21 protein-coding genes are annotated in these 25,863 nt (G+C 40.3%); 19 read left to right on the forward strand and 2 right to left on the reverse strand.

Annotation, left to right across the window (positions count from 1 at the left end):
- Window positions 1-824 precede the first annotated feature (824 nt).
- Window positions 825-2,183, reverse strand: coding sequence for a magnesium transporter (mgtE, locus tag J1899_RS01805; RefSeq protein ID WP_139785681.1), 1,359 nt, complete (start codon window positions 2,181-2,183; stop codon window positions 825-827).
- 400 nt (window positions 2,184-2,583) lie between these two features.
- Here mgtE and J1899_RS01810 point away from each other — a divergent pair, with 400 nt between their 5' ends.
- The 6 genes from J1899_RS01810 (at window position 2,584) to J1899_RS01835 (ending at window position 9,168) form a co-directional block, all read left to right on the forward strand.
- A complete protein-coding gene (locus tag J1899_RS01810; protein WP_066450748.1) occupies window positions 2,584-3,363 on the forward strand; it encodes a hypothetical protein in 780 nt (259 codons plus the stop codon).
- A 245-nt stretch (window positions 3,364-3,608) separates the two neighbouring features.
- Window positions 3,609-4,658, forward strand: a complete 1,050-nt coding sequence (locus J1899_RS01815) for a FecCD family ABC transporter permease (RefSeq protein WP_214477148.1) — start codon at window positions 3,609-3,611, stop codon at window positions 4,656-4,658.
- A 2-nt stretch (window positions 4,659-4,660) separates the two neighbouring features.
- Window positions 4,661-6,061 carry an ABC transporter ATP-binding protein gene (locus J1899_RS01820; RefSeq protein WP_214477150.1) on the forward strand — a complete coding sequence of 467 codons (1,401 nt, stop codon included), beginning with the start codon at window positions 4,661-4,663 and terminating at the stop codon, window positions 6,059-6,061.
- Window positions 6,062-6,145: 84 nt separating this feature from the next.
- On the forward strand, window positions 6,146-6,724 hold the full coding sequence (locus J1899_RS01825) for a cob(I)yrinic acid a,c-diamide adenosyltransferase (RefSeq protein WP_066450742.1): 579 nt from the start codon (window positions 6,146-6,148) through the stop codon (window positions 6,722-6,724).
- A 61-nt stretch (window positions 6,725-6,785) separates the two neighbouring features.
- On the forward strand, window positions 6,786-7,169 hold the full coding sequence (locus tag J1899_RS01830) for a VOC family protein (RefSeq protein WP_214477151.1): 384 nt from the start codon (window positions 6,786-6,788) through the stop codon (window positions 7,167-7,169).
- Window positions 7,170-7,701: 532 nt separating this feature from the next.
- Window positions 7,702-9,168: a SulP family inorganic anion transporter gene (locus J1899_RS01835; RefSeq protein ID WP_214477153.1), complete on the forward strand. Its 1,467-nt coding sequence runs from the start codon at window positions 7,702-7,704 to the stop codon at window positions 9,166-9,168.
- A gap of 162 nt (window positions 9,169-9,330) precedes the next feature.
- On the opposite strand, the gene J1899_RS01840 is transcribed toward J1899_RS01835, so the two are convergent.
- On the reverse strand, window positions 9,331-10,521 hold the full coding sequence (locus tag J1899_RS01840; RefSeq protein WP_214477155.1) for a dicarboxylate/amino acid:cation symporter: 1,191 nt from the start codon (window positions 10,519-10,521) through the stop codon (window positions 9,331-9,333).
- A 406-nt stretch (window positions 10,522-10,927) separates the two neighbouring features.
- On the opposite strand from J1899_RS01840, the gene J1899_RS01845 reads away from it, so the two are divergent.
- The 13 genes from J1899_RS01845 (at window position 10,928) to J1899_RS01905 (ending at window position 25,745) form a co-directional block, all read left to right on the forward strand.
- Window positions 10,928-12,007 (forward strand): D-alanine--D-alanine ligase, encoded by a 1,080-nt coding sequence (locus tag J1899_RS01845; RefSeq protein WP_214477157.1) that lies wholly within the window; start codon window positions 10,928-10,930, stop codon window positions 12,005-12,007.
- Window positions 12,008-12,175: 168 nt separating this feature from the next.
- On the forward strand, window positions 12,176-13,552 hold the full coding sequence (locus J1899_RS01850) for a UDP-N-acetylmuramoyl-tripeptide--D-alanyl-D-alanine ligase (protein ID WP_214477159.1): 1,377 nt from the start codon (window positions 12,176-12,178) through the stop codon (window positions 13,550-13,552).
- Between the two features lie 694 nt (window positions 13,553-14,246).
- On the forward strand, window positions 14,247-15,506 hold the full coding sequence (gene ltrA / locus J1899_RS01855) for a group II intron reverse transcriptase/maturase (protein ID WP_214474158.1): 1,260 nt from the start codon (window positions 14,247-14,249) through the stop codon (window positions 15,504-15,506).
- Between the two features lie 375 nt (window positions 15,507-15,881).
- Window positions 15,882-17,417 (forward strand): phytoene desaturase family protein, encoded by a 1,536-nt coding sequence (locus J1899_RS01860; protein WP_214477161.1) that lies wholly within the window; start codon window positions 15,882-15,884, stop codon window positions 17,415-17,417.
- A 1-nt stretch (window position 17,418) separates the two neighbouring features.
- A complete protein-coding gene (locus tag J1899_RS01865; protein ID WP_214477162.1) occupies window positions 17,419-18,321 on the forward strand; it encodes a phytoene/squalene synthase family protein in 903 nt (300 codons plus the stop codon).
- Window positions 18,318-19,811, forward strand: coding sequence for a phytoene desaturase family protein (locus J1899_RS01870; RefSeq protein ID WP_214477164.1), 1,494 nt, complete (start codon window positions 18,318-18,320; stop codon window positions 19,809-19,811). Before J1899_RS01865 ends, J1899_RS01870 begins: the two co-directional genes overlap by 4 nt.
- Window positions 19,812-19,823: 12 nt before the next feature.
- Window positions 19,824-20,945 (forward strand): glycosyltransferase family 2 protein, encoded by a 1,122-nt coding sequence (locus J1899_RS01875; RefSeq protein WP_246586557.1) that lies wholly within the window; start codon window positions 19,824-19,826, stop codon window positions 20,943-20,945.
- 10 nt (window positions 20,946-20,955) lie between these two features.
- Window positions 20,956-21,432, forward strand: coding sequence for a glycosyl-4,4'-diaponeurosporenoate acyltransferase CrtO family protein (locus J1899_RS01880; protein ID WP_214477166.1), 477 nt, complete (start codon window positions 20,956-20,958; stop codon window positions 21,430-21,432).
- A 166-nt stretch (window positions 21,433-21,598) separates the two neighbouring features.
- Window positions 21,599-22,321 carry a hypothetical protein gene (locus J1899_RS01885; RefSeq protein ID WP_214477167.1) on the forward strand — a complete coding sequence of 241 codons (723 nt, stop codon included), beginning with the start codon at window positions 21,599-21,601 and terminating at the stop codon, window positions 22,319-22,321.
- Window positions 22,322-22,348: 27 nt separating this feature from the next.
- Window positions 22,349-22,747 carry a GntR family transcriptional regulator gene (locus tag J1899_RS01890; RefSeq protein ID WP_066450688.1) on the forward strand — a complete coding sequence of 133 codons (399 nt, stop codon included), beginning with the start codon at window positions 22,349-22,351 and terminating at the stop codon, window positions 22,745-22,747.
- A gap of 2 nt (window positions 22,748-22,749) precedes the next feature.
- Window positions 22,750-23,607 carry an ABC transporter ATP-binding protein gene (locus J1899_RS01895; RefSeq protein WP_214477170.1) on the forward strand — a complete coding sequence of 286 codons (858 nt, stop codon included), beginning with the start codon at window positions 22,750-22,752 and terminating at the stop codon, window positions 23,605-23,607.
- Window position 23,608: 1 nt separating this feature from the next.
- A complete protein-coding gene (locus tag J1899_RS01900) occupies window positions 23,609-24,541 on the forward strand; it encodes an ABC transporter ATP-binding protein (protein ID WP_066450677.1) in 933 nt (310 codons plus the stop codon).
- Window positions 24,534-25,745, forward strand: a complete 1,212-nt coding sequence (locus J1899_RS01905) for an ABC transporter permease (protein WP_214477173.1) — start codon at window positions 24,534-24,536, stop codon at window positions 25,743-25,745. The genes J1899_RS01900 and J1899_RS01905 overlap by 8 nt, the downstream gene beginning before the upstream one ends.
- Window positions 25,746-25,863 lie beyond the last annotated feature (118 nt).

The raw sequence follows: 25,863 nt of genomic DNA on the forward strand, positions 1-25,863 counted from the left end.
CGAAAATGGGGTTAGGATAGTTTCCTTTTTAAATAGAAATGACAAAATGGTTTAAAACAGGTATAGGGAGAAGGGGGAATTCCCGAAAGAGAGGGCGGGTGAGGATTTGGGGAAATAGAACGGCAAAGCAATTCCCGAAAGAGAAGGCGAGTGTCAGTTTGAGGAAATAGAACGGCAGAGTAACTCCCGAAAGAGAAGGCGAGTGTCGGTTTGGGGAAATAGAACGGCAAAGTAATTCCCGAAAGAGAGGGCGAGTGTCAATTTGAGGAAATGGAACGGCAAAGTAATTCCCGAAAGAGAAGGCGAGAGTCAGTTCGGGGAAATAGAACGGCAAAGTAATTCCCGAAAGAGAGGGCGGGTGAGGATTTGGGGAAATAGAACGGCAAAGTAATTCCCGAAAGAGAAGGCGAGAGTCAGTTCGGGGAAATAGAACGGCAAAGTAATTCCCGAAAGAGAGGGCGGGTGAGGATTTGGGGAAATAGAACGGCAAAGTAATTCCCGAAAGAGAGGGCGAGTGCCGGTTTGGGGAAATAGAACGGCAGAGTAACTCCCGAAAGAGAGGGCGAGTGCCGGTTTGGGGAAATAGAACGGCAGAGTAATTCCCGAAAGAGAGGGCGAGTGCCGGTTTGGGGAAATAGAACCACTGAGTCATTCCGATCGCGATAGTGCTCCCTATTCAGGGAAGTTGAGTCACCGAATAACCCCAAAAACAGTTAAAGTGTCAAAGCAAACCATGCTATTCGAGGTTTAGGCCGGCAGAGATAGGGGATTGTTCAAATATAGTAAAAAACCCCTTGATATCAAGGATATCAAAGGGATATGTTTTACGTTAAATAGCTAATAAACATGGTGGCAATGCCAAAATACGTTATTAGTGAAAAGATGTCATTTAATGTGGTGATCAGCGGGCCAGATGCGATCGCTGGGTCGATGTTAAGACGGTAAAGGATCAGCGGAATAACGGCGCCGGCTAATGTTCCAATAATGAGAGTTAAGAATAAAGAAACACCGACAACAAGGCCTAATACCGCATTTCCTTGCCAAAAATAAGCAATAAGAGAAATTAAAATACCGCAGGTTAATCCAATCAAAAGTCCTACAAAAAATTCACGAAGGATAAGCTTTGTGACAACTTTTTTATTAATATCATTTGAAATAAGTCCGCGAACAACAACTGCAAGTGATTGTGTGCCAGTGTTCCCTGTCATGCCTGAAATCATCGGCATAAAGAAGGTTAATGCGACTACCTGCTCAAGTGTTTGTTCATAACCGCTAATAATTCCTCCTGAGAGAATGCCGATGAACAGAAGCAGGATCAGCCATGGTAACCGCCGATAGGCAGCAACAAATGCTTTTGTATCAAAGTCAATGGATTTACCAGAAGCGGAAAGCTTTTCAATGTCTTCATTTGCTTCCTGGATGACAACGTCGATTAAGTCATCGACTGTTGCTATTCCCATTAATACATTTTCTTCATTTACAACTGGAATAGCAAGGAAGTCGTATCTCTCAACCATTCGTGCAACCTCTTCCTGGTCGGTTGTGACGGTAGCGGCAATCACACGTTCATACATGACATCGCTGATTTTTTCATGCGGTTCAGCAATCAGTAAATCACGGTAAGACACAACACCAACAAGCTTGCGGTGCTGATCTATTACATAGAGGTAGTTAATCGTTTCAGCATATTCAGCAAAGATTTTCAGCTTTTCGACTGCCTCTTTAACACTATAGTAATCGCGGATCCAAACAAAACGGTTTGTCATGATTCGGCCGGCAGTTTCTGGAGGATAATTCATAATATCTTGTACAATTTGAGACTCGCTTTTTTTCATGCCGGAAAGAAGCGAAGCGATTTTTTCAGGTGATAACTCGTCTAGCAGCAATGCGAGATCATCGTTATCCATCTCATCAAGTACTTTACCTGTCCGTTCTTTCCCTATCTTATTCAGTACCTCCAGCTGCTTTTCCTTGTTCAGTTCTTCCAGCAAATCAGCTAGCCTATCCACGGATAAGAACAATAGGAAACGAGGCTGATGCTTTTCGGGAAGGTTTTCGTAGAGCTGCGCTATATCATACGGCTGCAGTTCATCTAGAATTACGTCGAAATCCTTCTTTTTGTTTTCTTTTAACGTTTTAATAATATAAAGTGTGATTTGATTTTCGGTCATGTTTTGGATCAAAATCGTCACGCCCCTTTCTGCAAGAAATTATTAGAGTATAACATATCTTCGCCTGCTTTTATTCTGTTTACATTATAAGAAATAAAAGAGTTGTATGGAATGCCGGCAACCGCTTACCTAAAAAAGAATTTTAAATCAGAATTGTAATATTTTTTTAATAAGCAATTTTAGTACCTTTTTGCTAAAATGAAGGTAATTGTAATTAGGTATTTCCAAATTTAAACAAGTTTCTTATGTGTATTGTATGCTAATAAATAGAAGTAGTGCGATCATATGTATGTGACCTGTTTTAAATATACCCATTAAGAAGGCTGCTGAAGCTTGGTGTTTGAAATCTATCATTTTGCCACTATGAATACAAAGCGGTATTCGTATTTTTATTTACCCGGGGGTTACATGTATGAAGAAGAAAAATCAGGATATTCGGGATCTCGTTTATATTTTGTTAAATGAACAAGAGCAATATGTGATGACATATGGGATTGAATTTGCCGAATTCGCGCAGTCATTATCCGATTCCTTTAATCATCTCCTGCTTTTAAAACATAACTTTGATCATGGTGAATTCCACGTGCATACCATGCTGGATTTTGTCACGAAAGAAAAGCTTTCAAAATTAGTAAATGATGATGTGTATTCATATGGTGATTTTTGCTGGATTGATTTTGAAGAGGTAGAAGCCTTAAATGAACTGCCGGGACAAGTGTTAGCAGAGCTATTGTACCTTGGACATACAAAGGATCACCTGCGGCAGCCGTTTTATAATATTTTAAGCAATCGTTTCGTTTATTTGGCGCATGATGATGGCTGGCTAAACAAAACATATTACCGTGATATGCAAAATTTTTATAATATGCTTGGCGACTGTCTGCCAGGAAAACTAGAACAAATAAAAGTTGAGAAAACCTTGCTTGGATTTAAGCGGAAGAAAAATTATCCGCTCATCCCGCGCGAGATCTTAAAAGATTTAAGACCATTCATGAAAGAAGGCATTGTCTTATCTTTTAAAGATATGGCTCAAAATCGAACTCGAATTGAAGTGCCGATTTGGGTAATCGGTGATTTTGTTAATATGGACAATATGATGGATGAATATGAAGAAGCTTCAAAAAAGAGAAAATGTGAAGCGAAACTCGTTATTGACAAGAAGACGCGAGAATGGCGAATCTATAGCAGTTAAGCGGGTGCACAAGTCTAAAGGCTCACTTGACTTGTCATATTGAGGAAATAATGAGATGCTATGGATATTATTCATTTATGAAATGTGACGGCATTAGAGCGTTGCTTTATTCTCTACAATGCTTAAGCGTCATTGCGGCAAGCAGTTTATGGAGAACCATATCTGTACACTGACATCTCCGGAATAGCTGCGGAGGTGTTTTTTTAATTCCTAACAAGCTTTCAAAAAGGCAGAGAGAGGTCAACATGCTATCCATTCGAAAGTTTTTAAGACATAAGGGGCTGGCCTATTTACTGGCTGCATCGTTTTTGATTGTTTCCATTCTGCTCGGTGTTTCCATTGGCAGTGTTTCAGTGCCAATCCTGCAAATTGTGAAGATCATCGGAGCAGAGATCTTTCATTATAAGCCAGATGGTACAGATCCCTTATTTGAAAATATCGTCATGAATATCCGCCTGCCTCGCGTGGTGCTGGCTGGGCTGGTAGGTGCCTCACTTGCCATAGCAGGAGCGGCATTTCAAGGTTTATTAAGAAACCCATTGGCAGACCCTTATACATTAGGGGTATCCTCTGGTGCTTCTGTTGGTGCTGTGATGACTTTATTCTTTGGTATAACAATTCCTGCAGCAGGGCTTTTTACATTGCCGTTATTAAGCATTGTGTTTGCTTTTATCACTATCTTATTTGTGCTTATGTTTGCCCGGCAAATCGACCGTGCAATGAGGGTAGAGACCATTATCTTAACCGGCATTATTTTCAGTTCATTTTTAGGGGCTGTGATTTCGCTGATGATTGCGTTAACAGGTGACGAGCTTCGCCAAATCATCGGCTGGCTGCTTGGCAGCGTTTCTATGAGGGGCTGGGATTATGTATTGATTCTGCTGCCTTTTTTGATCATTGGCGCAGCTATCTTATTAAGTAGGAGCCATGAGCTCAATGCGATGTCATTTGGAGAAGAGCGTGCTTTTCATATCGGAGTAAATGTCCAGAGAAAGAAGATGCTTATTTTAATCGGCGGGTCAATTTTAACGGGTGGTGCTGTAGCGGTTTCAGGAACTATCGGTTTTGTAGGTCTGGTAATTCCGCATTTGACTAGGCTCATTTGGGGACCTGACCATCGTCATTTGCTCCTTTTATCCATGCTGACAGGCAGCGGCTTTTTAATTCTTGCAGATTTGCTTGCTCGAACGATTATTTCTCCAGCAGAACTGCCGATTGGTGTCATTACAGCATTGATTGGTGCCCCTGTTTTTGCGGTTATTTTAATGAAAAGACGATCTGAAAGAAGAGGATAGATGTGATCAGAGTTCAAAACGTTACAGGCGGGTATGATAATCAGTTCTTAATACAGAATATTTGCTTTGAAGTTAACAAGGGTGAACTGCTTGGCGTCATTGGACCGAATGGAAGCGGAAAAACGACTCTTTTGAAAATGTTAAGCGGAGTACATAAAGTCGCAGCTGGAGATATTTTTATAAAAGGGAAAAGCCTTGAATCTTTTAGACCTAAAGAGCTGGCCAAAGTAATTGCTGTGTTATCTCAGCACTCTGAAGATCACTTTTCCTATTCAGTTAAAGAGACAGTTTCCCTCGGTCGCTACGCTCATCAAAAGGGCTGGTTTCAAGCTTTAACCGATAAGGATGAACAGATTGTGGCTGAGGCGATGGAGCTGACAGGCATAAGCCGTTATGCGGATGAGCAATTGCAGCATCTTTCGGGAGGAGAGCGTCAGCGTGTGTTTCTGGCACAGGCATTAGCGCAGGAGCCTGAAATCTTACTGCTCGATGAACCAACGAATCACCTGGATCTGTCCTTCCAAAAAGATTTATTGGATCTGCTTCAAGCTTTAACGAAAAAACAAGGCTTAACAGTCATTTCGATATTCCACGATCTTAATTTAGCTGGCCTATATTGCAATCGATTATTGCTGATGGATGGTGGCAAGCTGCTGAAGGATGATGTGCCATATGGAGTGTTGAGAGAAGAGGTCATTTCCTCCGTTTATGAGGCAGAAATTAAAAAACAGCCACATCCGTATGTCCCTGCACCGCAGCTGGTTCTGTTGTCGGAAGGAATGCAAGGTGAAAGCAGTTCAGGAAAGATAGGGGCAGAGCAATTAACGATTGAAAAAAGCCAGTTTTCATTACAATCGTCTTTCTATCTAAAAACCATATCTTCTGGTGTATCGGGCTCTGGAATGGGCTGGCATCGCTCCTTTGTTAATTGGCAAACAAATGAATCCCCTATAAAATGTTCCGCTGAAATGGATGATTATTTAAAAGCCAAGGGCTTTAAAGCGGGAGAAACGGTCGGTATGATTTCAGCTGGTAAACCGGAGGATGTTAGCTATGCATTATTCGAAGGGGAAGGTTTTTCGGTCTTTACAGTGGTGATAGCAGATGTGTCTATTGAGCATGGTATAAATACATGGATTTTTATAAACGGAATGTTTTCAGACGAAGTTTATATTCAAAGTATTATAACGGCAACAGAAGCGAAGGTAAAAGCGCTTGAGCAATTCCAAGAACTAAATATGAAGAACGAGTGTATTTTAATTGCAGGCACTCAGCAGGGAGAGACACTAACTTCAGCAGCGAGGATCTCTCCTTTAGGCAAGCTAATCAGCCAAGGAATTTATGAGTGTACCACAAATGCTATGATGAAAAGTTTAAAGAGGATAAATGGCGGTTTCTGTTGAAGAACAGTCTAGTAAGATGAATATACTAGATGAATGAAGAAGAATGGTTAAAATGAAAATAACGAATATAAAGGGGTTTTAGGTATGCTTTTATATACGAAAACGGGTGACAAAGGAAAAACTAGTGTTATTGGCGGCAGAGTGGAAAAAGATGATATACGTGTTGAGGCATATGGTACAGTTGATGAAGTAAACTGTTTTGTTGGACAAGCAATGACACAGCTGGACGATTCTCTTTTTCGCGATGTTCTAGATGATCTTGAGAAAATTCAGCATGAGTTGTTTGATTGTGGCGGAGATTTGGCTAATGTAACAGAAAATAAAGAGTCTAAGCTTGATGCTGCAGCAGTTGAATATCTTGAGGGCCGGATTGATCAGTTTATCGAAGAAGCGCCAACACTTGAAAAATTTATATTGCCTGGCGGCTCGCCTGCTTCCGCAACCATACATATCGCCCGCACAGTTACAAGAAGAGCCGAGCGTCTTGTCGTCACGCTGGCAAAAGCAGATCCGGAAATTTCTCCGGCAGCATTACCTTATTTAAATCGATTATCTGATTATTTCTTTGCTCTTGCTCGTGTAGTAAACTTTCGGCTGAACGTTAAAGATGTAGAGTATGCCCGCAGTGCAAATGTATTTAAGGGTAAAAAAAGAAATAATTGATCAATAAAGCGATTCCAAAAAAAGTTTTCTTCATTAAAAAGTGATTAAAGGAGCGGTCAAAATGAATTTAAAACTTGGATATGTTATTTTATATAGCTTAGATCTAAGTAAAACAAAACATTTTTATCAAGAACTGCTTGGTTTAACATTAAGAAATGAAATTGGTACTTATATAGAGTTTGAAACAGGAAATACGATTTTAGCCTTTAACACCCGTGAAGATGGCCGTGCCATCACAAAACTCCCGATTCCTGATGAGCTGAGAAAAGAGCAAACGTTTGAACTTGGATTTGTGACAGAAGATGTAGAAATGATGGTTAAAAAATTAAGAGCAGCAGGTGTGCCGATCCTCTTAGAACCAGTTGAAAAGCCGTGGGGGCAAAAAGTTGCTTACGCGGAAGACCCAGATGGTCACTATATTGAAATATGTACGCCAGTAGGCTAGGGAATCCTTTAAAAGGATTCTTTTTTTCTTTATATTTATATTGTCAAAAATAAGTTGTTTATATTGTTTGGTAGAATATCAGAGAAAAACTTCAATAAATGAAGGAAACAATATATTTAATCGCTTACACGAAACTTGTAAATTATCAATTGTATGATATGATACATATGTTTTTAACGGCCCCGACGTCGATGAGAGTTCGACGTCAACTAAATAAAAAGTAAGTGTATGTGAGAAGCACCATTTTAAGGAACTTAACTATCTTTATACTGACAGAAAGTATAATTGCAAAGCTAAACCTAATCGTTGCCTTGCAGGCTAGTCTTTATGTTCAATTTTAAAAAGCAAAAAGAGTGCTTTTAAATGGACTTAAATGCCGTGATCCTTATTATGATAGCTAATCTAACACTGAGTTTGCGAATAAAGGGTGCAGCACTTTTTTTCTTCTATGAAAGGTGTTGTTATTTTGTCTGTTCGCTTTTTTTTGTGCTCTTCTTTTATACACTTACAATTAAAAAAATGAGGTGGAATATTGAGAGTATTATCAATGAAAGATCAATGGTTTGGGAATGTGCGAGGAGACATTTTGTCTGGAATTGTTGTTGCGCTTGCCTTAATTCCGGAAGCAATCGCCTTTTCAATCATTGCAGGTGTTGATCCGATGGTTGGCTTGTATGCTTCTTTCTGTATCGCTGTCACCATATCGATCGTAGGAGGCAGACCTGGGATGATCTCAGCTGCTACAGGAGCAATGGCTTTATTAATGGTAACACTTGTTGCTGATCATGGTTTGCAATATTTATTTGCGGCAACGATTTTAACAGGTGTCCTGCAAATTCTCTTTGGGGTATTTAAGCTTGCGCGGTTTATGAAGTTCATTCCCCGTTCTGTAATGATCGGTTTTGTAAATGCCCTGGCGATTTTAATTTTTATGGCTCAGCTCGAACAATTCGTAGATGCAACCTGGGTCATGTATGCTATGGTAGCAGGCGCTTTGGCTATTATTTATCTTTTCCCTAGAATGACAACGGCGATCCCTTCGTCGCTAGTGGCCATTGTGGTGATTACCATTATTGCGCTTATGACAAATAGTGATGTACGTACAGTTGGTGATATGGGCGCTATTACTTCTTCACTTCCTGGTTTTCTGATTCCAGATGTGCCATTTACTTTTGAAACACTGCAAATTATTTTTCCTTACTCGATTGCATTGGCAATTGTTGGCTTGCTGGAATCTCTTCTGACGGCATCAATTGTTGATGATATGACAGATACAGCAAGTGATAAAAACCGTGAAAGCCGCGGACAGGGAATTGCCAACATTGTAACAGGCTTTTTCGGAGGCATGGCTGGCTGTGCGATGATTGGCCAATCTGTAATTAATGTAAAATCAGGGGGAAGAGGAAGACTTTCTGCCCTCGTCGCCGGGTTGTTCTTAATCTTTTTAATCCTTGTACTTGGTGATATTGTTGTACAAATTCCAATGGCGGCACTAGTAGGTGTTATGTTTATGGTTTCAATTGGAACCTTTGATTGGGCTTCACTTAAAGGGCTTGCGAAGGTACCGGTAACTGACTCGATTGTAATGGTAACAACAACTGTCACGACAGTTGTTACACATGACCTTTCAAAAGGGGTATTAGCTGGTATTATTCTAAGTGCGATTTTCTTTGTAGCAAAAATATCAAAGGTGCAAGTAAACTCCACAGCTCAAGGTGTGAAGAAGCTGTACACTGTTACTGGTCAGGTGTTTTTTGCTTCAGTTGATGAACTAGTCGCATCCTTTGATCTATACGATGAGATGAAAGAAGTCGAGATCAATTTCAGCGGTGCTCATATATGGGATGATTCTGCGGTTGCTGCGATTGATAAAATTGTCATTAAACTGCGGGAGAATGGAAAGCAAGTACAATTAACTGGCTTGAATTCACCAAGCATGAAGTTAATGGAGCGACTTTCTATTCAGCATAATCCAGGTGCTAAACTGTCTGGACATTAAAACACGCGTCTTAGCGTGTTTTTTTGCTGTTAAAGGATAAAACGATTCATATACTGCCTGCAGGTTGAGTTCAGGTCACCGATGTTGTTCTAGTTGTAACGAAATTAACAAAAAAAACGCAAGTAGCCTTGGTGGCTTCTTGCGTTTTCTCTAAAAAGAGTATTAAGCACTCTGGGAATCGAGGCTGTTTTTCTTAGCTGATTTTCCGCTAAACTTATCTGCAAGCACCGTTAGTGCACCGTCCCCTGTCACATTACAAGCTGTACCGAAGCTGTCTTGTGTCAAATAAAGAGCGATCATTAATGCAATCATTGTTGCGTCAAAACCTAGCATGGATTCAAGCAATCCAAGCGCCGCCATAACCGCACCGCCAGGAACTCCCGGTGCAGCAATCATCGTAACACCTAGCATCAGGATAAAAGGCAAAATCTCGATAAAGGAAATGCTTTGTCCCTGAAGCATGATTACAGCAATGGCACAGCTGACAATTGTAATAGTGCTCCCTGAAAGGTGAATGGTTGCCAATAAAGGAACAGAGAAATCAGCTGTTTGTTCACGTGCCCCAATCTTTTTCACTTGCTTTAAAGTGACTGGGATTGTTGAAGCAGATGATTGGGTGCCGAGTGCTGTGAAATAGGCTGGAAGCATTTGTTTAATCATAATGAATGGATTTCTTTTTGCTGCAGTTCCGGCAGCTGTGTATTGAATGAATAAAATGATAAGATGAAGAGCGATAATCATGATAAATACTTTTGCGAACACACTCATGATTGTTCCGATTTGTCCGCCTTGTGTCATGTTTGAAAAGATTCCAAAGATATGGATCGGCAATAATGGAATGATGATTTTTTCGATTAGTTTCTCAACAATTGCTTGAAAATCGTTTAATGCATTCTGTAATGTGCTTCCCTTAATAGAGGCAAGACCTAAACCTAATGTAAAAGCAATTAGCAGGGCAGTCATTACACCCATAATTGGTGCCATTTCAACTGTGAAAATTGGCTCAAGCAAAGCTTCCTCAGGATTATCGAATTGTGTAAAGCTTTGGTTCTTTAACATCATAGGATAAAGAGAGCTTGCAGCAATATAAGCTAGAATACCTGCTGCAATGGTTGAGATATAGGCAAGGCCAGTTGTAATCCCAAGCATTTTCCCTGCCCCTTTGCCCATAGAACCAATTCCTGGGGCAATAAAACCAATAATAATAAGCGGTATGGCAAATCCAAGAAAGTTGCCAAACAAACTGTTAAAAGTGGCAAACACCCTAATTGCGATTTCTGGCAAAAAGGTGCCGGCAATAATCCCTAAAATAATAGCAATAATAATTCGCGGCAATAAGCCAAATTTCCTCATCCTTCTGTCCTCCTCTAAAATACAATTGTTTTTAATAGAAGGATTATAACGCATGATTTACAAAAAGTTAATAGAAATAAATTATTTTAGAATAATAAAATTATTCCATATATTCAGATTAATAAAATGTAACCGAAAAATAGGCTCAATGTAACTTTTCTTTAATGTTGTCATGATTTAATAGGGTAAAATGAAATAAAATCATTTAGAAAAGCTACATTTAATACTCTGGTTCATACATATACGTATAGGCGAATATTCACTTTTCAGTAATGAGCAAATAAAGTGCCATACTTGCTCTAAAACAATTGTAAGCTGACCTTCTGTAACAGCAGGTATCAGATGGAACTTTTACGCTCAAAAGTGTAAAATGATTTTGTGCGATTTAAAAATGGAGGTTCAACAAATGAAAACTAAAATTGGCTTGTTATATGGCGGCAAATCTGCGGAGCATCAAGTGTCTATGCAAACAGCGCTGGCTGTCATTAAAGCTTTAAATCCAGATAAATTTACAATTCATCCTATTTATATAACTGAAGAAGGCCGCTGGGTCAAAGGGAACGAGTTAAATGGACCTGTTGAGGAATTGAAGGAGCTTGCGTTTGAGCAAGGAGAAGCCTTGACTCCCACAGCATTGGCACCAACCCTGTTTAAAGCATCTGATGAAGATGCAGGGCCATTTGATGTGATTTTTCCGTTATTACATGGACCAAATGGAGAAGATGGTACTGTTCAAGGAATGCTTGAATTGCTGAATCTTCCTTATGTAGGAAACGGTGTACTTGCTTCATCTGCCGGTATGGATAAAGTGATTATGAAAAACATTTTTGCCCAAGCAGGATTGCCGCAAGTAAAATATGTTTGGTTCATTCGCAGCGAGTGGAAAAAAGCCGAGGAAGCTGCATTTGAGAAGGTGGAAACAGAAATAGGATATCCTTGCTTTGTGAAACCTGCAAATCTTGGATCAAGCGTGGGAATCAGCAAGTGCGAAAACCGGGAAGAACTTTCGGCCGCATTTGAAGAAGCGTTTCAATTTGACCGGAAAATCATTATTGAAGAAGGAGTAACGGCTCGCGAGATTGAAGCGGGAGTTATGGGCAATGATGATCCCGATTGCTCTGTTGCAGGTGAAATTATTCCGAAAGCATCTTTTTATGATTATAAAGCGAAGTATCAGGATGGGGATACAGCAATGATGATCCCAGCTGAAATTACTGACTCGGAATATGCCGCGCTGAAGGAAATGGCCATAACAGCGTTTAAAGCCCTTGATTGTTCAGGATTGGTAAGAGCAGACTTCTTCTTAACAAAAGAAGGTCAATTTTATATTAACGAAGTAAACACAATGCCTGGATTTACTCCGTTTAGCATGTTCCCGCTGTTATGGAAGCATTCTGGAGTAGAGTATCCCGAGCTTATTGAACGCCTTGTTCAGCTTGCGCTGGAGCGGCATGAGGAAAAACAGCAGATTAAGCACACGATGTAATCTGGGTGTTTGTGTTTACTGAAAAAACTAATAAATAGTGAAGCATTGCGCCTCCCTAAACTGTCTACTGCACTATAGACCGATGAACAAGGCGTGTATGCTTTCTACATATGTTTATATTGATAGGCATACACAAAGTAGATGATCCATGAAAATAGGAGGCAGGCCATGATAAAGAGAACCTTACAAGAGATAGCCGGTATGATTGGGTTGGACGATTTCGAATCCCAGCATTCGAACGTGCATATTACCGGGGTAACCATAGATACAAGAAAAATTACAGCTGGAAATTTATTTGTTCCTTTTAAAGGTGAGCGTGCTGATGGGCATGCATTTGTTGAGGAAGCTATAAATCAAGGAGCAGCCGCTGCATTGTGGCAAAGTGATGTTCCTAATCCGCCAATGCATTTGCCGATTATTCTCGTAGAAGATACATTGCTCGCATTGCAGGAACTTGCCCGCAGCTATCGAAAACAGTTAAATGTAAAAACAATTGGGATCACTGGCAGCAATGGAAAAACAACAACCAAGGATATGACTGCTAGTCTATTATCGCTGAAATACAAAGTGCAAAAGACAGAAGGAAATTATAATAATCATATAGGCCTTCCATTAACCATCCTCAGCCTTGAAGAAGATACTCAGCTGGCCGTTTTAGAAATGGGGATGAGCGGAAAAGGGGAGATTGATTTTCTCAGCCGTCTTGCCCAGCCAGAGGTTGTTATGATTACAAATATCGGTGAAGCCCATCTTCAGGATTTAGGATCCAAAGAAGGGATTGCACAAGCGAAACTTGAGATCATTAATGGTCTAAAAAACGATGGATGTATTATCTATATTGGAGATGAGCCGCTCCTGCAGCAATACTTTGAACAGTATAATGGCGGAGCAGTGCTGAAGACCTTTGGTTCAAACACTTCCAACGATTTATATCCGACACATATCAGTCAAAGCGATGATGGAAGCTGCTTTAAGGTGAATATCTCAGATAGAGAATTCCAGCTCCCGGTGCTGGGTACTCATAATGTTCTTAATGCTCTTGCAGCCATGACAGCAGCCTCTTTTTATGATATTTCCTTTGAGGATATGAATGAAGGACTATCCAAAATTAAGCTGACCAATATGAGAATGGAACTTTTACAAGGAAAGAAAGGCGAGCGAATCATCAATGATGCTTACAATGCAAGCCCAACATCCACGAATGCAGCGATTGAATTGATTGCGAACCTTCCCGGATATCAAAATAAGATTCTGGTCCTAGGCGATATGCTGGAATTAGGCGATGAGGAAAAGGAATATCATATCAAGGTTGGCGAGTCTATTGATCCTGATAAAATTAGTGCTGTCTTCACATTTGGAGAACTTGGACAATACATTGCAGAAGGTGCCCGCCGTGTTTTCCCGGAAGATAGAGTATATTCATTTAAGGAAAAACAGCCGCTTATTTTGCAATTGCAAAAGCTGGTGAATCAAGAAACAATCGTACTGGTAAAAGCATCAAGAGGTATGAAGCTAGAAGATGTTGTAGCAGGTCTTCAGGAATAAACTGTACTGCTGATGTTTAAGGATTCATAGCAACAGATATTGAGGCAATGTACGTAAGCTTTGGTGAGCAAGAATAATTAAATAATCTGTTCTACTGGAAAAACTACCCTGTTTCATGTGAAACAGGGTAGTTTTTTTATGTGCGCCCGGCATGCGCATGAACTATAGGGTGTAAGTCCCGAACCTCGAAGACAGAAGTAGAGGTTAGCTAAAAGCAAGGGTGTCCGTGGTGACGCGGAATCTGAAGGAAGCTGGAGGCAAAACACCGGTCCGAGGAACACGAATCTCATATAAGGCTAGGTATGATTGAATGAGTTTGCATAACAAAACAAAGTTCTTTCTGTCGAAGGTCATATTCAGTAAATGAGGCGGACAGATGGTGTGAAAGTGCATGCGCTTACCCGGGGAGGTCTGACAGAAACGTGAAGTTCCCTTCATAACCTACTTGGTGACAAGTAGCTGAACTGTCAGAAGTCAGCAGAGGTCATAGTACGAGTAAGTCTAGAATTACTCGGAAGGACTGAACAATTAAGAGAGATTAGCCCTTGGCTTTCCACCTAGAACGAATAAACACAGAAAACAGCAGAACCTCACGCTTAGAAAGTAGTGGTGAATTCCACGAGGGTATTTGCGGAGGGTGGAGTTCAGGTGGGCATAAGAAGATAAGCTAATCACGGAAAGGAACGAAATGGCGATGTTGGATCAAATTCTGGAACGGCCAAATATGATACAAGCGCTAAAGCGAGTAGAAGCGAATAAAGGAAGCCATGGAGTAGACATGATGCCCGTACAAACCCTACGACAGCACATCCTCGAAAATTGGGAAACCATTAAATCGCAGATTTTGAAGGGAACTTATGAACCGCAACCAGTACGTCGAGTCGAAATCCCGAAACCAGATGGTGGTGTGCGTTTACTAGGGATCCCAACCGTGACAGACCGTTTGATTCAACAAGCTATCTCGCAGATTTTATCGAAGGAATATGACAAAACATTTTCGGACCACAGTTATGGATTCCGTCCAAATCGGAGCGCCCATGACGCGGTTCGGAAAGCAAAGGGTTATTTGAAGGAAGGTTATCGATGGGTGATTGATATGGATTTAGAGAAATTCTTCGATAAGGTCAATCATGACCGACTAATGGCGACATTAGCGGAACGAATTTCAAATAAACCATTATTAAAACTTATTCGTAAATACCTCCAAGCTGGTGTCATGATCAATGGAGTGGTTTCAAGTACAGAAGAAGGAACACCACAAGGTGGACCTTTAAGTCCTTTACTTTCAAACATAGTTCTTGATGAACTTGATAGAGAGTTGGAGAAACGTGGACATAAGTTCGTTCGATACGCAGATGACTGCAATATTTATGTGAAAACAGAACGTGCGGGGCTAAGAGTAATGGCGAGTGTACAAAGATTTATCGAAGGAAAACTTCGTTTAAAAGTAAACGAAAAGAAATCAGCAGTAGACCGCCCTTGGAATCGAAAGTTCTTAGGTTTTAGTTTCACGAATCACAAAGAACCAAAGGTTCGTCTTGCGAAAACAAGTCTAGTTCGAATGAAGAAGAAAATACGAGAAATTACTTCAAGGAAGATGCCATATTCCATGGAATACAGAATCATGAAGTTAAACCAATATCTAATGGGATGGTGCGGTTATTTTGCCTTAGCAGATACAAATTCCACATTTAAATCATTAGATAGCTGGATTAAAAGAAGATTAAGGATGTGTCTATGGAAGGATTGGAAGAAACCTCAAACAAGGGTCAGAAATCTTACTCGGCTGAAAGTGCCATATGGAAAAGCATACGAGTGGGGAAACACCCGAAAAGGGTACTGGCGTATTTCGAAAAGCCCCATATTACACAGAACCCTCGGCAATTCCTATTGGGAAAGCCAAGGGCTGAAAAGTCTGCAAGTTCGTTATGAAATTTTGCGTTACTCATCTTAATTGAACCGCCGTATACGGAACCGTACGTACGGTGGTGTGAGAGGTCGGGAGTTAATCACTCCCTCCTACTCGATTATTCATAGGTTTTATTGTGAAAGTGTTTAAGTGGTAAGGAGAAAAGGGTTAAAACTGTATCCCAATCATAGAGTTAACATGAACAAAAGTTAGAGAAGTGCATGATGAAATAAGCCTTCAAAGTATTGATTTTTAGCGCTAATACATTAGAAGTCCTTGTCGAATTTTTAAAAATCATCTTAATTGACACTAGTGTCACTTTGAATAATAATAAACTTACATTTTATATTTTAATACGATTTTCCTACCCAACTCATCCTTACCACAAAGTAGAAAACATTAAACCTAAAGGAGTTAACTATGAGAAAAAAAGTAATTGTGATTGGTGCAGGGATTGCTGGATTGGCCAGTGCCATTAGACTTCAGCATGCAGGTTATAACGTGGAAGTTATTGAAAAAGGGAAACTGCCAGGTGGGAAAATGAACAGAATTGAAAAGGACGGCTATTCATTTGATTTAGGTCCAACACTAGTCATGATGCCTGAATTGTACAGAGAAGTGTTCGAACTCGCTGGAAAAGATCCTGATGATTATATTCCGATGCAAAGGCTTGACCCTATGTATACGGTATTCTTCGGCAATGACAAAGAGGATCGTTATGAAATCTCATCTGACCTGACGCATTTAATGGAAACATTAGAGACCATTAGTGATCGTGACGCGCAGGGCTTCTTAACATATATTCAAAAGATTTATGAGCGTTTTATTGTGGCAAAGGAACACTTCCTTCAGCGTCCATTTCGTAATGCGAGCGATTTTTATAACCCATTTATGCTTCGGCAGGCGATGAAGTTAAGAACGTTAAGCAGTGCTGACAAATTTATTGGCAAGTATGTCAAAAATGAAAGATTAAAGCATATGCTGAGTTTTCAAACTTTATATATAGGTGTTTCACCCTATAATGGGCCATCATTGTATTCCATCATACCGATGATTGAACTTCTTTATGGTGTTTGGTTTTTAAAAGGCGGAATGCATACAATGGCAAAGGCTCTTGAAAAACTGTTTGTCGAATTAGGCGGAAAGATCACCTATCAAACGGAAGTCGAAGAAATACTGATTGAAAATGGAGCGGCAAGGGGAGTCAAACTTAGCGATCAAATCATCCACAGTGATTATGTAATGTGTAATGCTGACTTTCCTCATGCAATGAAGAACCTGGTGAAGGATCAGAAGGCAAAAGGCAAGAAATACACAGATGAAAAGATTGATAGAATGAAATATTCCTGCTCTTGCTTCCTCATGTATGTGGGAATGGATAAGAAGTATGATCAGGTTGATACGATACACAATTTCTTTTTCAGTGAACATTTAAAGGAAAATATTGATCAAATCTTCTCTGGAGAACGCATCGAACACCCTTCTTTTTATGTGTATATGGGTTCAAAGATCGAGCCTTCGATGGCCCCTGAAGGCAAGGATGGTTTGTATGTTCTTGTGCCTGTATCTGATTTATCAACAGGCGATGAAAAATGGGATGAGGAAACGATCAGCTATTATCGCACAAAGGTGCTGGATACGCTAAAGACCATCGAGGGATTCGAAAATATTGAGAATGAAATAGTTTCCGAAAGTTATATGACGCCAGTGGACTTTAAAGAAAAACTGAATGCCTATAATGGAGCCTGTTTTGGGTTAAGGCCGAACTTAATGCAGAGCAATCATTTACGCCCTCAAAGCAAGGCGAAAAATTGTGAGAACCTCTACTTTACCGGAAGCAGCACCCATCCAGGAGCCGGAGTGCCAATTGTATTGCTGTCTGCCAAAATTGCAGCAGATGAGCTGATGCTTGATGATGGAACACTCGGCAGTGCTTTAACTGAAGGAGGTGCCTGAAGTGATTAGCCAAATGAAGGTACAGCTCGATCAAGATTACAACTATTGCGAGAACATTATCAGGCAATACTCGAATAGCTTTTACTATACCTTTAAACAGCTGCCGGAAGAAAAGGCGAGAGCGGTCTTTGCTATATATGCGTTTTGCAGGAGTGCAGATGATATTTTAGATCAAGCGTTTTTGACTAAGGAAGAAAAAGTACAGCAGCTGCAGCAGCTTGAGAATGATCTTCGCTCCTTTGAACACTTCGAGGAAAAAAGCACGCCATTATGGCGGGCGCTTCGTGATGTGTTTAATCGTTATCCTATGAAAATAGAACCTTTTTATCATCAGATTCAAGGTCAGAAGATGGATATCCATTTTAACGCAATGAACACCATAGATGATGTCGAGATATATAGTTATCTTGTTGCAGGATCTGTAGGATTAATGCTTCTTCCTATTCTGACAGACAAGGTAAAGCCTGAAGCGGAGAAAGCGGCAGTTCAATTAGGCATTGCCATGCAGATGACAAACATTTTAAGAGATATCGGCGAAGATTTCGATATGCTTGAGCGTGTCTATCTGCCAATAAGTGAAATGAATCGCTTCAACTATTCGATGAAAGAATTAGAGAAGCATATTATTAATGATTCATTTATTCAGCTATGGGAAAGATTAGCGGGGAGAGCTGAGGATCAATATGATTTTTTTGAAGATCATATCTCCCTTTTCGCAGCAGATAGCCGCTTTCAGGTTTTAATGGCAGCGCGTGTTTACCGGCAATATTTATCCATTATTCGTCATAAAAACTATAATTGCTTCACTGAAAAAAGTTCAATTAAACGGTCAGATGTTGAACGAATTGCGAGTTTGACTATGATCGAGTTTGAAAGCAAGCGTGAACGGAGCGGGTCAAGATGATGAAAAAAAAGGTGATTGTCATAGGAGGCGGATTAGGGGGCTTATCCGCAGCAATTTCTCTTGCACAAAGTCATTACGATGTAACACTTCTTGAACAAAACATGCATATTGGCGGAAAGCTGAACCGTTTGGAGATGGAAGGATTCGGTTTTGACTTGGGGCCAAGTATTTTAACCATGCCGCATATTTTTGAAAGGCTTTTTAGCAGCAGCGGCAAGGATATGAAGGATTATATTACTATTCAAAAAGTTGAACATGAATGGAGAAGTTTTTTTCCGGATGGTGAAATCCTCGATTTATATGGTGATTTAAATACGATGGCAGCCGAGAATCAATTTCTAACGGAGAAAGACATCCAAGAATATAAAAGATTCTTAGCTTATGCCAAGGGCTTATACGAAATAACTGAAGAAGGGTATTTTAAAGATGGACTGGATACGACACTCGAGGTAATAAAAAAGCATGGACTATTTAAGTCTATGAAAGGGTTTGATTTGTTTGCAACCATGTCAGAGGCAATTGACCGTTATATCACCAATAACAATTTAAAAACCATGCTTTCTTATTTTATTAAATATGTCGGTTCTTCACCGTATGATGCACCTGCCATTCTAAATATGATGATTTATATGCAGCATGCTCAGGGAGTCTGGTATGTGCCAGGCGGCATGCACCGTATCGCAGATGGCATGGTGAAGCTGGCAAAGGAAATAGGAGTCGATATTCAGCTCGGCAAGAAGGTCGCACAGCTCATGAAGAAATCCAACTCTATTGAAGGTCTGCTCCTAGAAGATGGAACCAAGTATGAGGCAGATTATTATATCTCCAATATGGAAGTAATTCCGGCATATGAAAAGCTATTAGGCGAGTCAAAAAGCTATATAAATAAATTAGAAGAAAAGTTTGAGCCGTCCAGTTCAGGGCTTGTTCTCCATTTAGGAGTAAGAGGGCATTATCCGCAGCTGGCACATCATAATTTTTTCTTTTCCAGTCATTTAAAAGAACAAATGGATAAGATTTTTCATCAAAAGAAACTGCCAGATGATCCAACGATCTATTTGGTCAACGTGAATAAAACAGATCCAGCCCAGACATTGCCAGATCATGAAAACCTGAAAGTGCTTCCCCATATTCCTTACATTCAGGATCAGCCTTTTACTGAGAGTGATTATAGGAATCTCCGCGAGAAGGTATTAGTGAAGCTGGAGCATATGGGGTTAACGGATTTACGGAAGAATATTGTCGTTGAAGATATGTGGACACCGCATGATATTCACAGGATGTATGGATCTCATAGAGGTTCGATTTATGGTACGGTCTCTGATAAAAAGAAGAATAAAGGCTTCAAGCATCCTAAGAAAAGCCAGTTATACGATAACCTTTATTTTGTAGGTGGAACCGTCAATCCAGGCGGTGGGATGCCGATGGTTACGTTAAGCGGCCAGCAAGTCAGAGATAAAATCATACAGGCTGATACCAGCTCGTTCTAAAGGGGTGTATGGATGCTGACAGTTCTTATGTATATTAGCCTCACTCTTACGGTCATTGGCCTTTTAGCAGGGGCACTTATGTTATGGCGTATTCCTGCGATTCCACCTGGTCATATAGAAAAGCAAATGCCAGCGGTTTCCCTTATTATTCCTGCCAGAAATGAAGCGGTACGGATACCGCCGCTGCTGGAAAGCATCACTAAGCAAGAAGGAGTACGCTTTGAGCTGATTGTAATTGATGATGAATCGACCGATGATACAGCAAGGATTGCGAGAGAATATGGTGCTTTCGTTTTTAACAGTTCAGAAATAGAGGGAAGCTGGAAAGGGAAATCAGCTGCCTGCTGGCAGGGTGCACAGAAAGCTGGGTTTCCTCTTCTATTATTTTTGGACGCTGATACGCAATTCGTTCATGCCAATAGTTTAAGAGATTTAGTGCAAGAATATGTGATCAAAGGGAGCAGGGGTATTTTATCCCTGCAGCCTTATCATGTTATGAAAAAAGGCTATGAACAATTATCTGCTGTCTTTAATATGATTGTTTTTGCTGGGATGAATACGTTCACTCCCTTTCAATCGAAGCTGAAAAGTGCTGGTTCGTTTGGACCGTGCATTTTAACGAATCGGGAAGATTATTTTTCTGCCGGCGGACACAAAGAAGTTGGAGATGCAGTAATGGATGATCTTGTATTAGGAGAGTTATACATGTCATCTGGTTATCCTGTAAGATGTGTAAGCGGAAAAGGAACAATCCTATTTAGAATGTATCCAGAAGGAATGCGAACGTTGGTTGACGGGTGGTCAAAAAGCTTTGCAACAGCATCTAAATCAACACATCCATTGGTAATCACGCTCATCAGTATTTGGATTGCAGGGGCGTTTGTGTCAGCAGCATTATGGGCTTCATCACTGTTTCTTATATCATCGGCATGGATTATCATCTCAACCGTGCTGTATGTTTTGTATACTATGCTTTTATACTGGCATGCCAGAAGGATTGGATCCTTTCATTGGCTTGCGATCCTTTGCTATCCGCTCCTGTTTATCTTTTTTACATGTATTTATATTCGTTCCTTTTATTTAACGAATATAAAGCATGCTGTGGAATGGCGGGGAAGAAAAATTCGAGTGTAGGTGAGGGGACATGCCGATTGTAGAGTTACCTTTATTGTGGCTTTTGGTGATCAATATTCTTGCATGGGCGTTTATCCATATTATTCTTTCGTTATGGACCGTCACCATTCCGATTGAAAAATTTATGAAGAATAATGATTTATATAAGATTCAAAACTGGGAACGTTCTGGCGCATTTTGGGATCGCCATTTTCATGTGAAAAGGTGGAAGGATCGCATACCAGATGGTACAAAGATTATTGGACAGGGGTTTGAGAAATCAGCCATAATAGGCAAGTCAAAAAATCACCTGCGTTTATATGTTTATGAATCGCGGCGGGCAGAGTTTAATCACTGGCTTTCCATGCTTCCTGCTCTTTTGTTCTTTCTATGGAATCCTTTTTGGGCAGGAATGCTAATGATTGTATATGCATTGGTTTTTAATTTACCGATCATCATCGTACAGCGATTTAATCGTGCGAGATTAGAAAAAGTCTTAAAATTATAAGCAGAGCCGATGGCATAACCATCGGCTTTTTCTTATGTTTTTCGGCCCTTAATAAACTTCAATTTTCTAAAAATATCAAAAAGGGGGTTGATAACTGTTATTATTTTTCATATACTGTGTATATAGATATAAACAGTATAACAGTTAAAGCAAGGAGGTTTTTCGATTGGCAGAAATCAAGCAAGCTTGGTGGCTCGCAAAATTCGAGGTGAAAGAAACAGCAAAGAGGCTCTGGCTCATGCTACCCTTTGCACTTATATTTGGATTTTTTTTCACGGTAGCAATTGAGGAAGAGATGAGCTTTTTGTATGACCTATTCTTTATTATTAATTTCTGGTGTATGACCTATTGGATGAGACCGAAAGAGATTCAGTTTCAGAAAGTAGATGAAGGTGTCTATGCTGCGCCTTACTTCTTAATGCTTAATCAGCTCGCGGTTAAAAGAGAAGCATTGATTATCAGCCGTTATCTGGTTTACTTCATCTTTGCGATCCCGTTTAATATCGTTGTTCTGACCATTATGCTTGTTTTCTCGGACTTTTATCAAGCTGAATTGCAAGGAGCTTCAGCTGCAGCATTTTTCATCATGTGGATTAGTTTTGGGATTATAGGAGGAGCCCTTTTTCCTGCAAGTGATGTTGGAGATACAACAACAAAAAACAAATGGTTTTATGCAGCATATACGATCCTATTCTTTGGCAGTTTGCTTGGCGCTATATTCGGAGTCCATTTTTGGGCGGGGAAGGGCATTGTGTTTTTAAGTATAGAAGCTGCGCAAAAGTGGCCAGCAGTTTCTATTATAAGCAGTGTGATCCTTTCAATCGTTTCAATCAAATATTTTAAAAACTATGCTGAAAAGCAAATTAGAAAAATGAATTACTTAAAATAATGAATGCAGATGGAAGGGGGCGAAGGAGTGCAATTACCAATTCGTCTTTCAAAAGATTCCAAAACACCGATTTATCATCAAATTGAAGAGCAGGTGAAAGCGTTAATCGCCGGCGGGCAGCTGCCTGCAGGAACACCGCTTCCCTCTATTCGAGCTTTGTCAAAAGATCTTGAAATCAGTGTGATTACAACAAGAAGAGCCTATTTAAATCTGGAGCATGGAGGCTTTATTCAAACATCACAAGGAAAAGGGACATTTGTAGCAGATGTTTCTGCTTCCATTAAAGAGGAGGTTAAGGTTTCTGCCGTGTATAAAGCAATTGAGAATAGTGTTGAAACAGCGCTTCGTCATGATTATACATTAGAACAGATTGAAGAAGTATTTAAGGAAGTCATAGCAGTTTTGAAAGAGAAAGGAGTGAGTTAGGCATGAATGATGTAAAGGTGAAGGCGGCAGTTAAAAGAATAGATGATTTTCAGCTTGGACCCATTGATCTGCAATTTGAGACAGGAACCATTACCGTTATTGCAGGTGACAATGGAGCAGGCAAAAGTACGCTATTAAAAATGCTGATGAACTTAGCACCCGCTGACAGCGGTTCGATTGAACTTGGCGGGCAGGCTGTCAGCTTTGAAAATGAAGAGTGGAAGCAGCTTGTCGCTTATCAGCCGCAGACAGTAATAGGCTGGGATTTTTTTCGGGGAAGAGAGCTTGTTTCTTTAATGGCAGGCCTTTATCCAAGCTGGGATCAGAGCTTTTTTGACAAAATCGCAAAATCTCTAAAACTTCCGCTGGATAAAAAGTTTGCAAAGCTTTCGCAGGGAGTGCAGCAAAAGCTTTGTCTTGCTCTGGCTCTTGCACGTGATACAAAATTTATTATTTTGGATGAACCAACCGCACATATTGATATTCCAGCGAAAAGAACTTTACTGAACTTCTTTATTGAATGGATGGATCGCGGAGACAAAGTCATGATTATTTCCAGTCATCAGACAGAGGATATCCGCAAGCTGGCGGATTATATAGCAGTTATGAAAAACGGTCAGCTTATCGGTCATTATGTAAAGGACGAATTAGACGGTTCATATAAACGCTACTGGCTTGAAGAGCCACTATCAAGCTATCTGCCGGGTGAAGTGAATCGTGAGAATGATAGAGTCATATGTGTCAGCGAACCGGAAAAAGCTGAGCAATATATGACGGCAAAGGGAATCAATTGGCTGCAATCAGAACCACTGGATATAGAGGAAATCATTTCGTATATACTTTCAGAGGAGGCGGAATAAAGTGACTGCAGAAACATTAAGAGTCGAAGGTGTAGGAAAATCGTTTAAAGATAAACGAATCATTAAGGACATTTCATTTGAAGTTAGAAAAGGAGAAATTCTTGCTATTCTCGGACCGAACGGTGCAGGTAAATCTACAACCATTCGAAGTATTGTAGGCATTATGTATCCTGATGAAGGCTCTGTTACGTACCAGGGAATGAAAACTGGAGAGATCCCTAAAAATAAAATTGGCTATCTGCCGGAAGAGCGCGGTTTATATAAGAAAGTGTCAATTATGGATATCATTCTTTATTTTGCAGAATTAAAGGATTATCCCAAAAAGAAGGCTAGAGAGAGAGCTTTATATTATTTAAAAAAGCTAGGTTTGGAAGGGAAAGAGAAAAGCACGATTGAGGAATTTTCTAAAGGGATGGGTCAAAAAGTTCAATTTATCGCTTCGATTATCCATGAACCTGAGCTGCTGATCCTCGATGAACCGTTCTCTGGTCTAGATCCGGTCAGCCAAGATGTGATGAAGAACGAAATTAAAGAACTGGCTAAAGCCGGTACGGCCATATTGCTGTCTGCACACCAGATGAATGTGGTTGAAGAGCTATGCGATCGCCTTTTCATGATTCACCGCGGTGAAAAAGTAGTGTATGGCAAACTTGATGAAGTTAAGGCGCAATTCGGCAGCTATAAGTGCACATTGAGAGGTCAGAATACGATCGCTAGTCTGGAAAAGCTGCCGCAGGTAAACAGAGTAGAACAAAACGGGGAAACATCTGCTCTTTATCTGCAGCAGGATATCAATCCGGCTAAGTGGCTGCGTCAATTGCCTGAAACGATAAACATTCAGGAGCTTTCCATCAGCCGTACTTCCCTTCATGAAATCTTTATTGATATTGCAACGGATAAAAACTTACTGGAAAGGAATGATCAGCATGCGTAACAGTATGAAAGTGGCTAAGTGGGAATTTAAAAAGAATGTTAAAAATAAATCCTTCATCATTTCTTTGCTGATTACTCCACTTATGTTTATCATATTCTACTCCCTTCCCAATCTATTAGATTCATTTGAATCTGAACCAGAGGCTCCAACTGTTTATATCCAGGATGATTTGCAGATTTGGGAGAGTATGGGTGCACTTGTTGAGGCACAAGGCATTGAATGGGACACTGAGATTACCTCAGAGAACCAGGAAAGCATTTTAGATGAAGTTCAAAATAATGAAAATACAGCCTATATTGTGTTCGATGAACAAGCTTTAGAAGAAGGTTTACTGACCGTTTACACGAACGAAAGCATGGAAGGCGAATTCAGCCAGGAAGTAAATATTCTGCTTCAGCCGCTCCAGCAGTTCAGGATTAGTCAGTTAGAATTATCTGATGAAGTAGCAGCTTATATTGCAAGAGATATATCGATCAATCAAACTGAAATGAGCCAAAATACAGATGAGGGAACAGATCCTCTGACGCGTTTAGTGCCAGGAATATTTGGCGGTGTCATCCTGTTTTCGATCGTCATGACAGGAATGATGGTTTTCCAGAGTGCTTCACAGGAAAAAAAGGAAAAAGTAGCAGAGATTATCCTTTCTTCCCTAAAGCCGACAGAACTTATGCAAGGGAAAATCATTGGTTATTTCGCAGTTGGCATGTCACAGGTGCTTGTATGGGTGATTATTCTTCTTCCGTTCTTACTGTGGAAATCAGATTTTCCGATTGCTGAATATTTATTTGTTCCTGAGACATTGTTCTTCGTCTTTATCTCTATTCTGGGCTATCTGCTGTTTGCAGCGATTTTCGCAGGAATTGGCGCTACATTTGAAGATGTTGATACGACAAGTAATTTTCAAGGATTTGTTTTTATGCTGCCATTTGTGCCACTGCTCTTTATCGGTCCTGTATTATCAGATCCAAGCGGAATCATTGCCCAAATCGGCACGTACTTCCCGCTTTCTTCACCAGGTGTATTGCTTATGAGACTGTCCATGCTTGACAGCTGGCCTTGGGTCGAGATCGGTATTTCACTTGCCATCCTGATCGCAAGTATCTGGATTTGCATGAAGTTAGCTGGCAAGATCTTCTCCATCGGAATTCTGATCTATGGCAAAAATGCTTCATTAAAAGAAATGGTGAAATGGTTAAAATACTAGCTCGACCAAAAATCCCCTTAGGCAGGGGATTTTTTTGTGCGACTAGGAGGCTCAGCACTCGCCATACGGGAATGTGAGTACCATGGGGTGGAAATCACTTGCAAACTTAAATGGGTTT

The organism is Cytobacillus gottheilii (assembly GCF_018582665.1).
GTDB classification, from domain to species: domain Bacteria; phylum Bacillota; class Bacilli; order Bacillales; family Cytobacillaceae; genus Cytobacillus; species Cytobacillus gottheilii.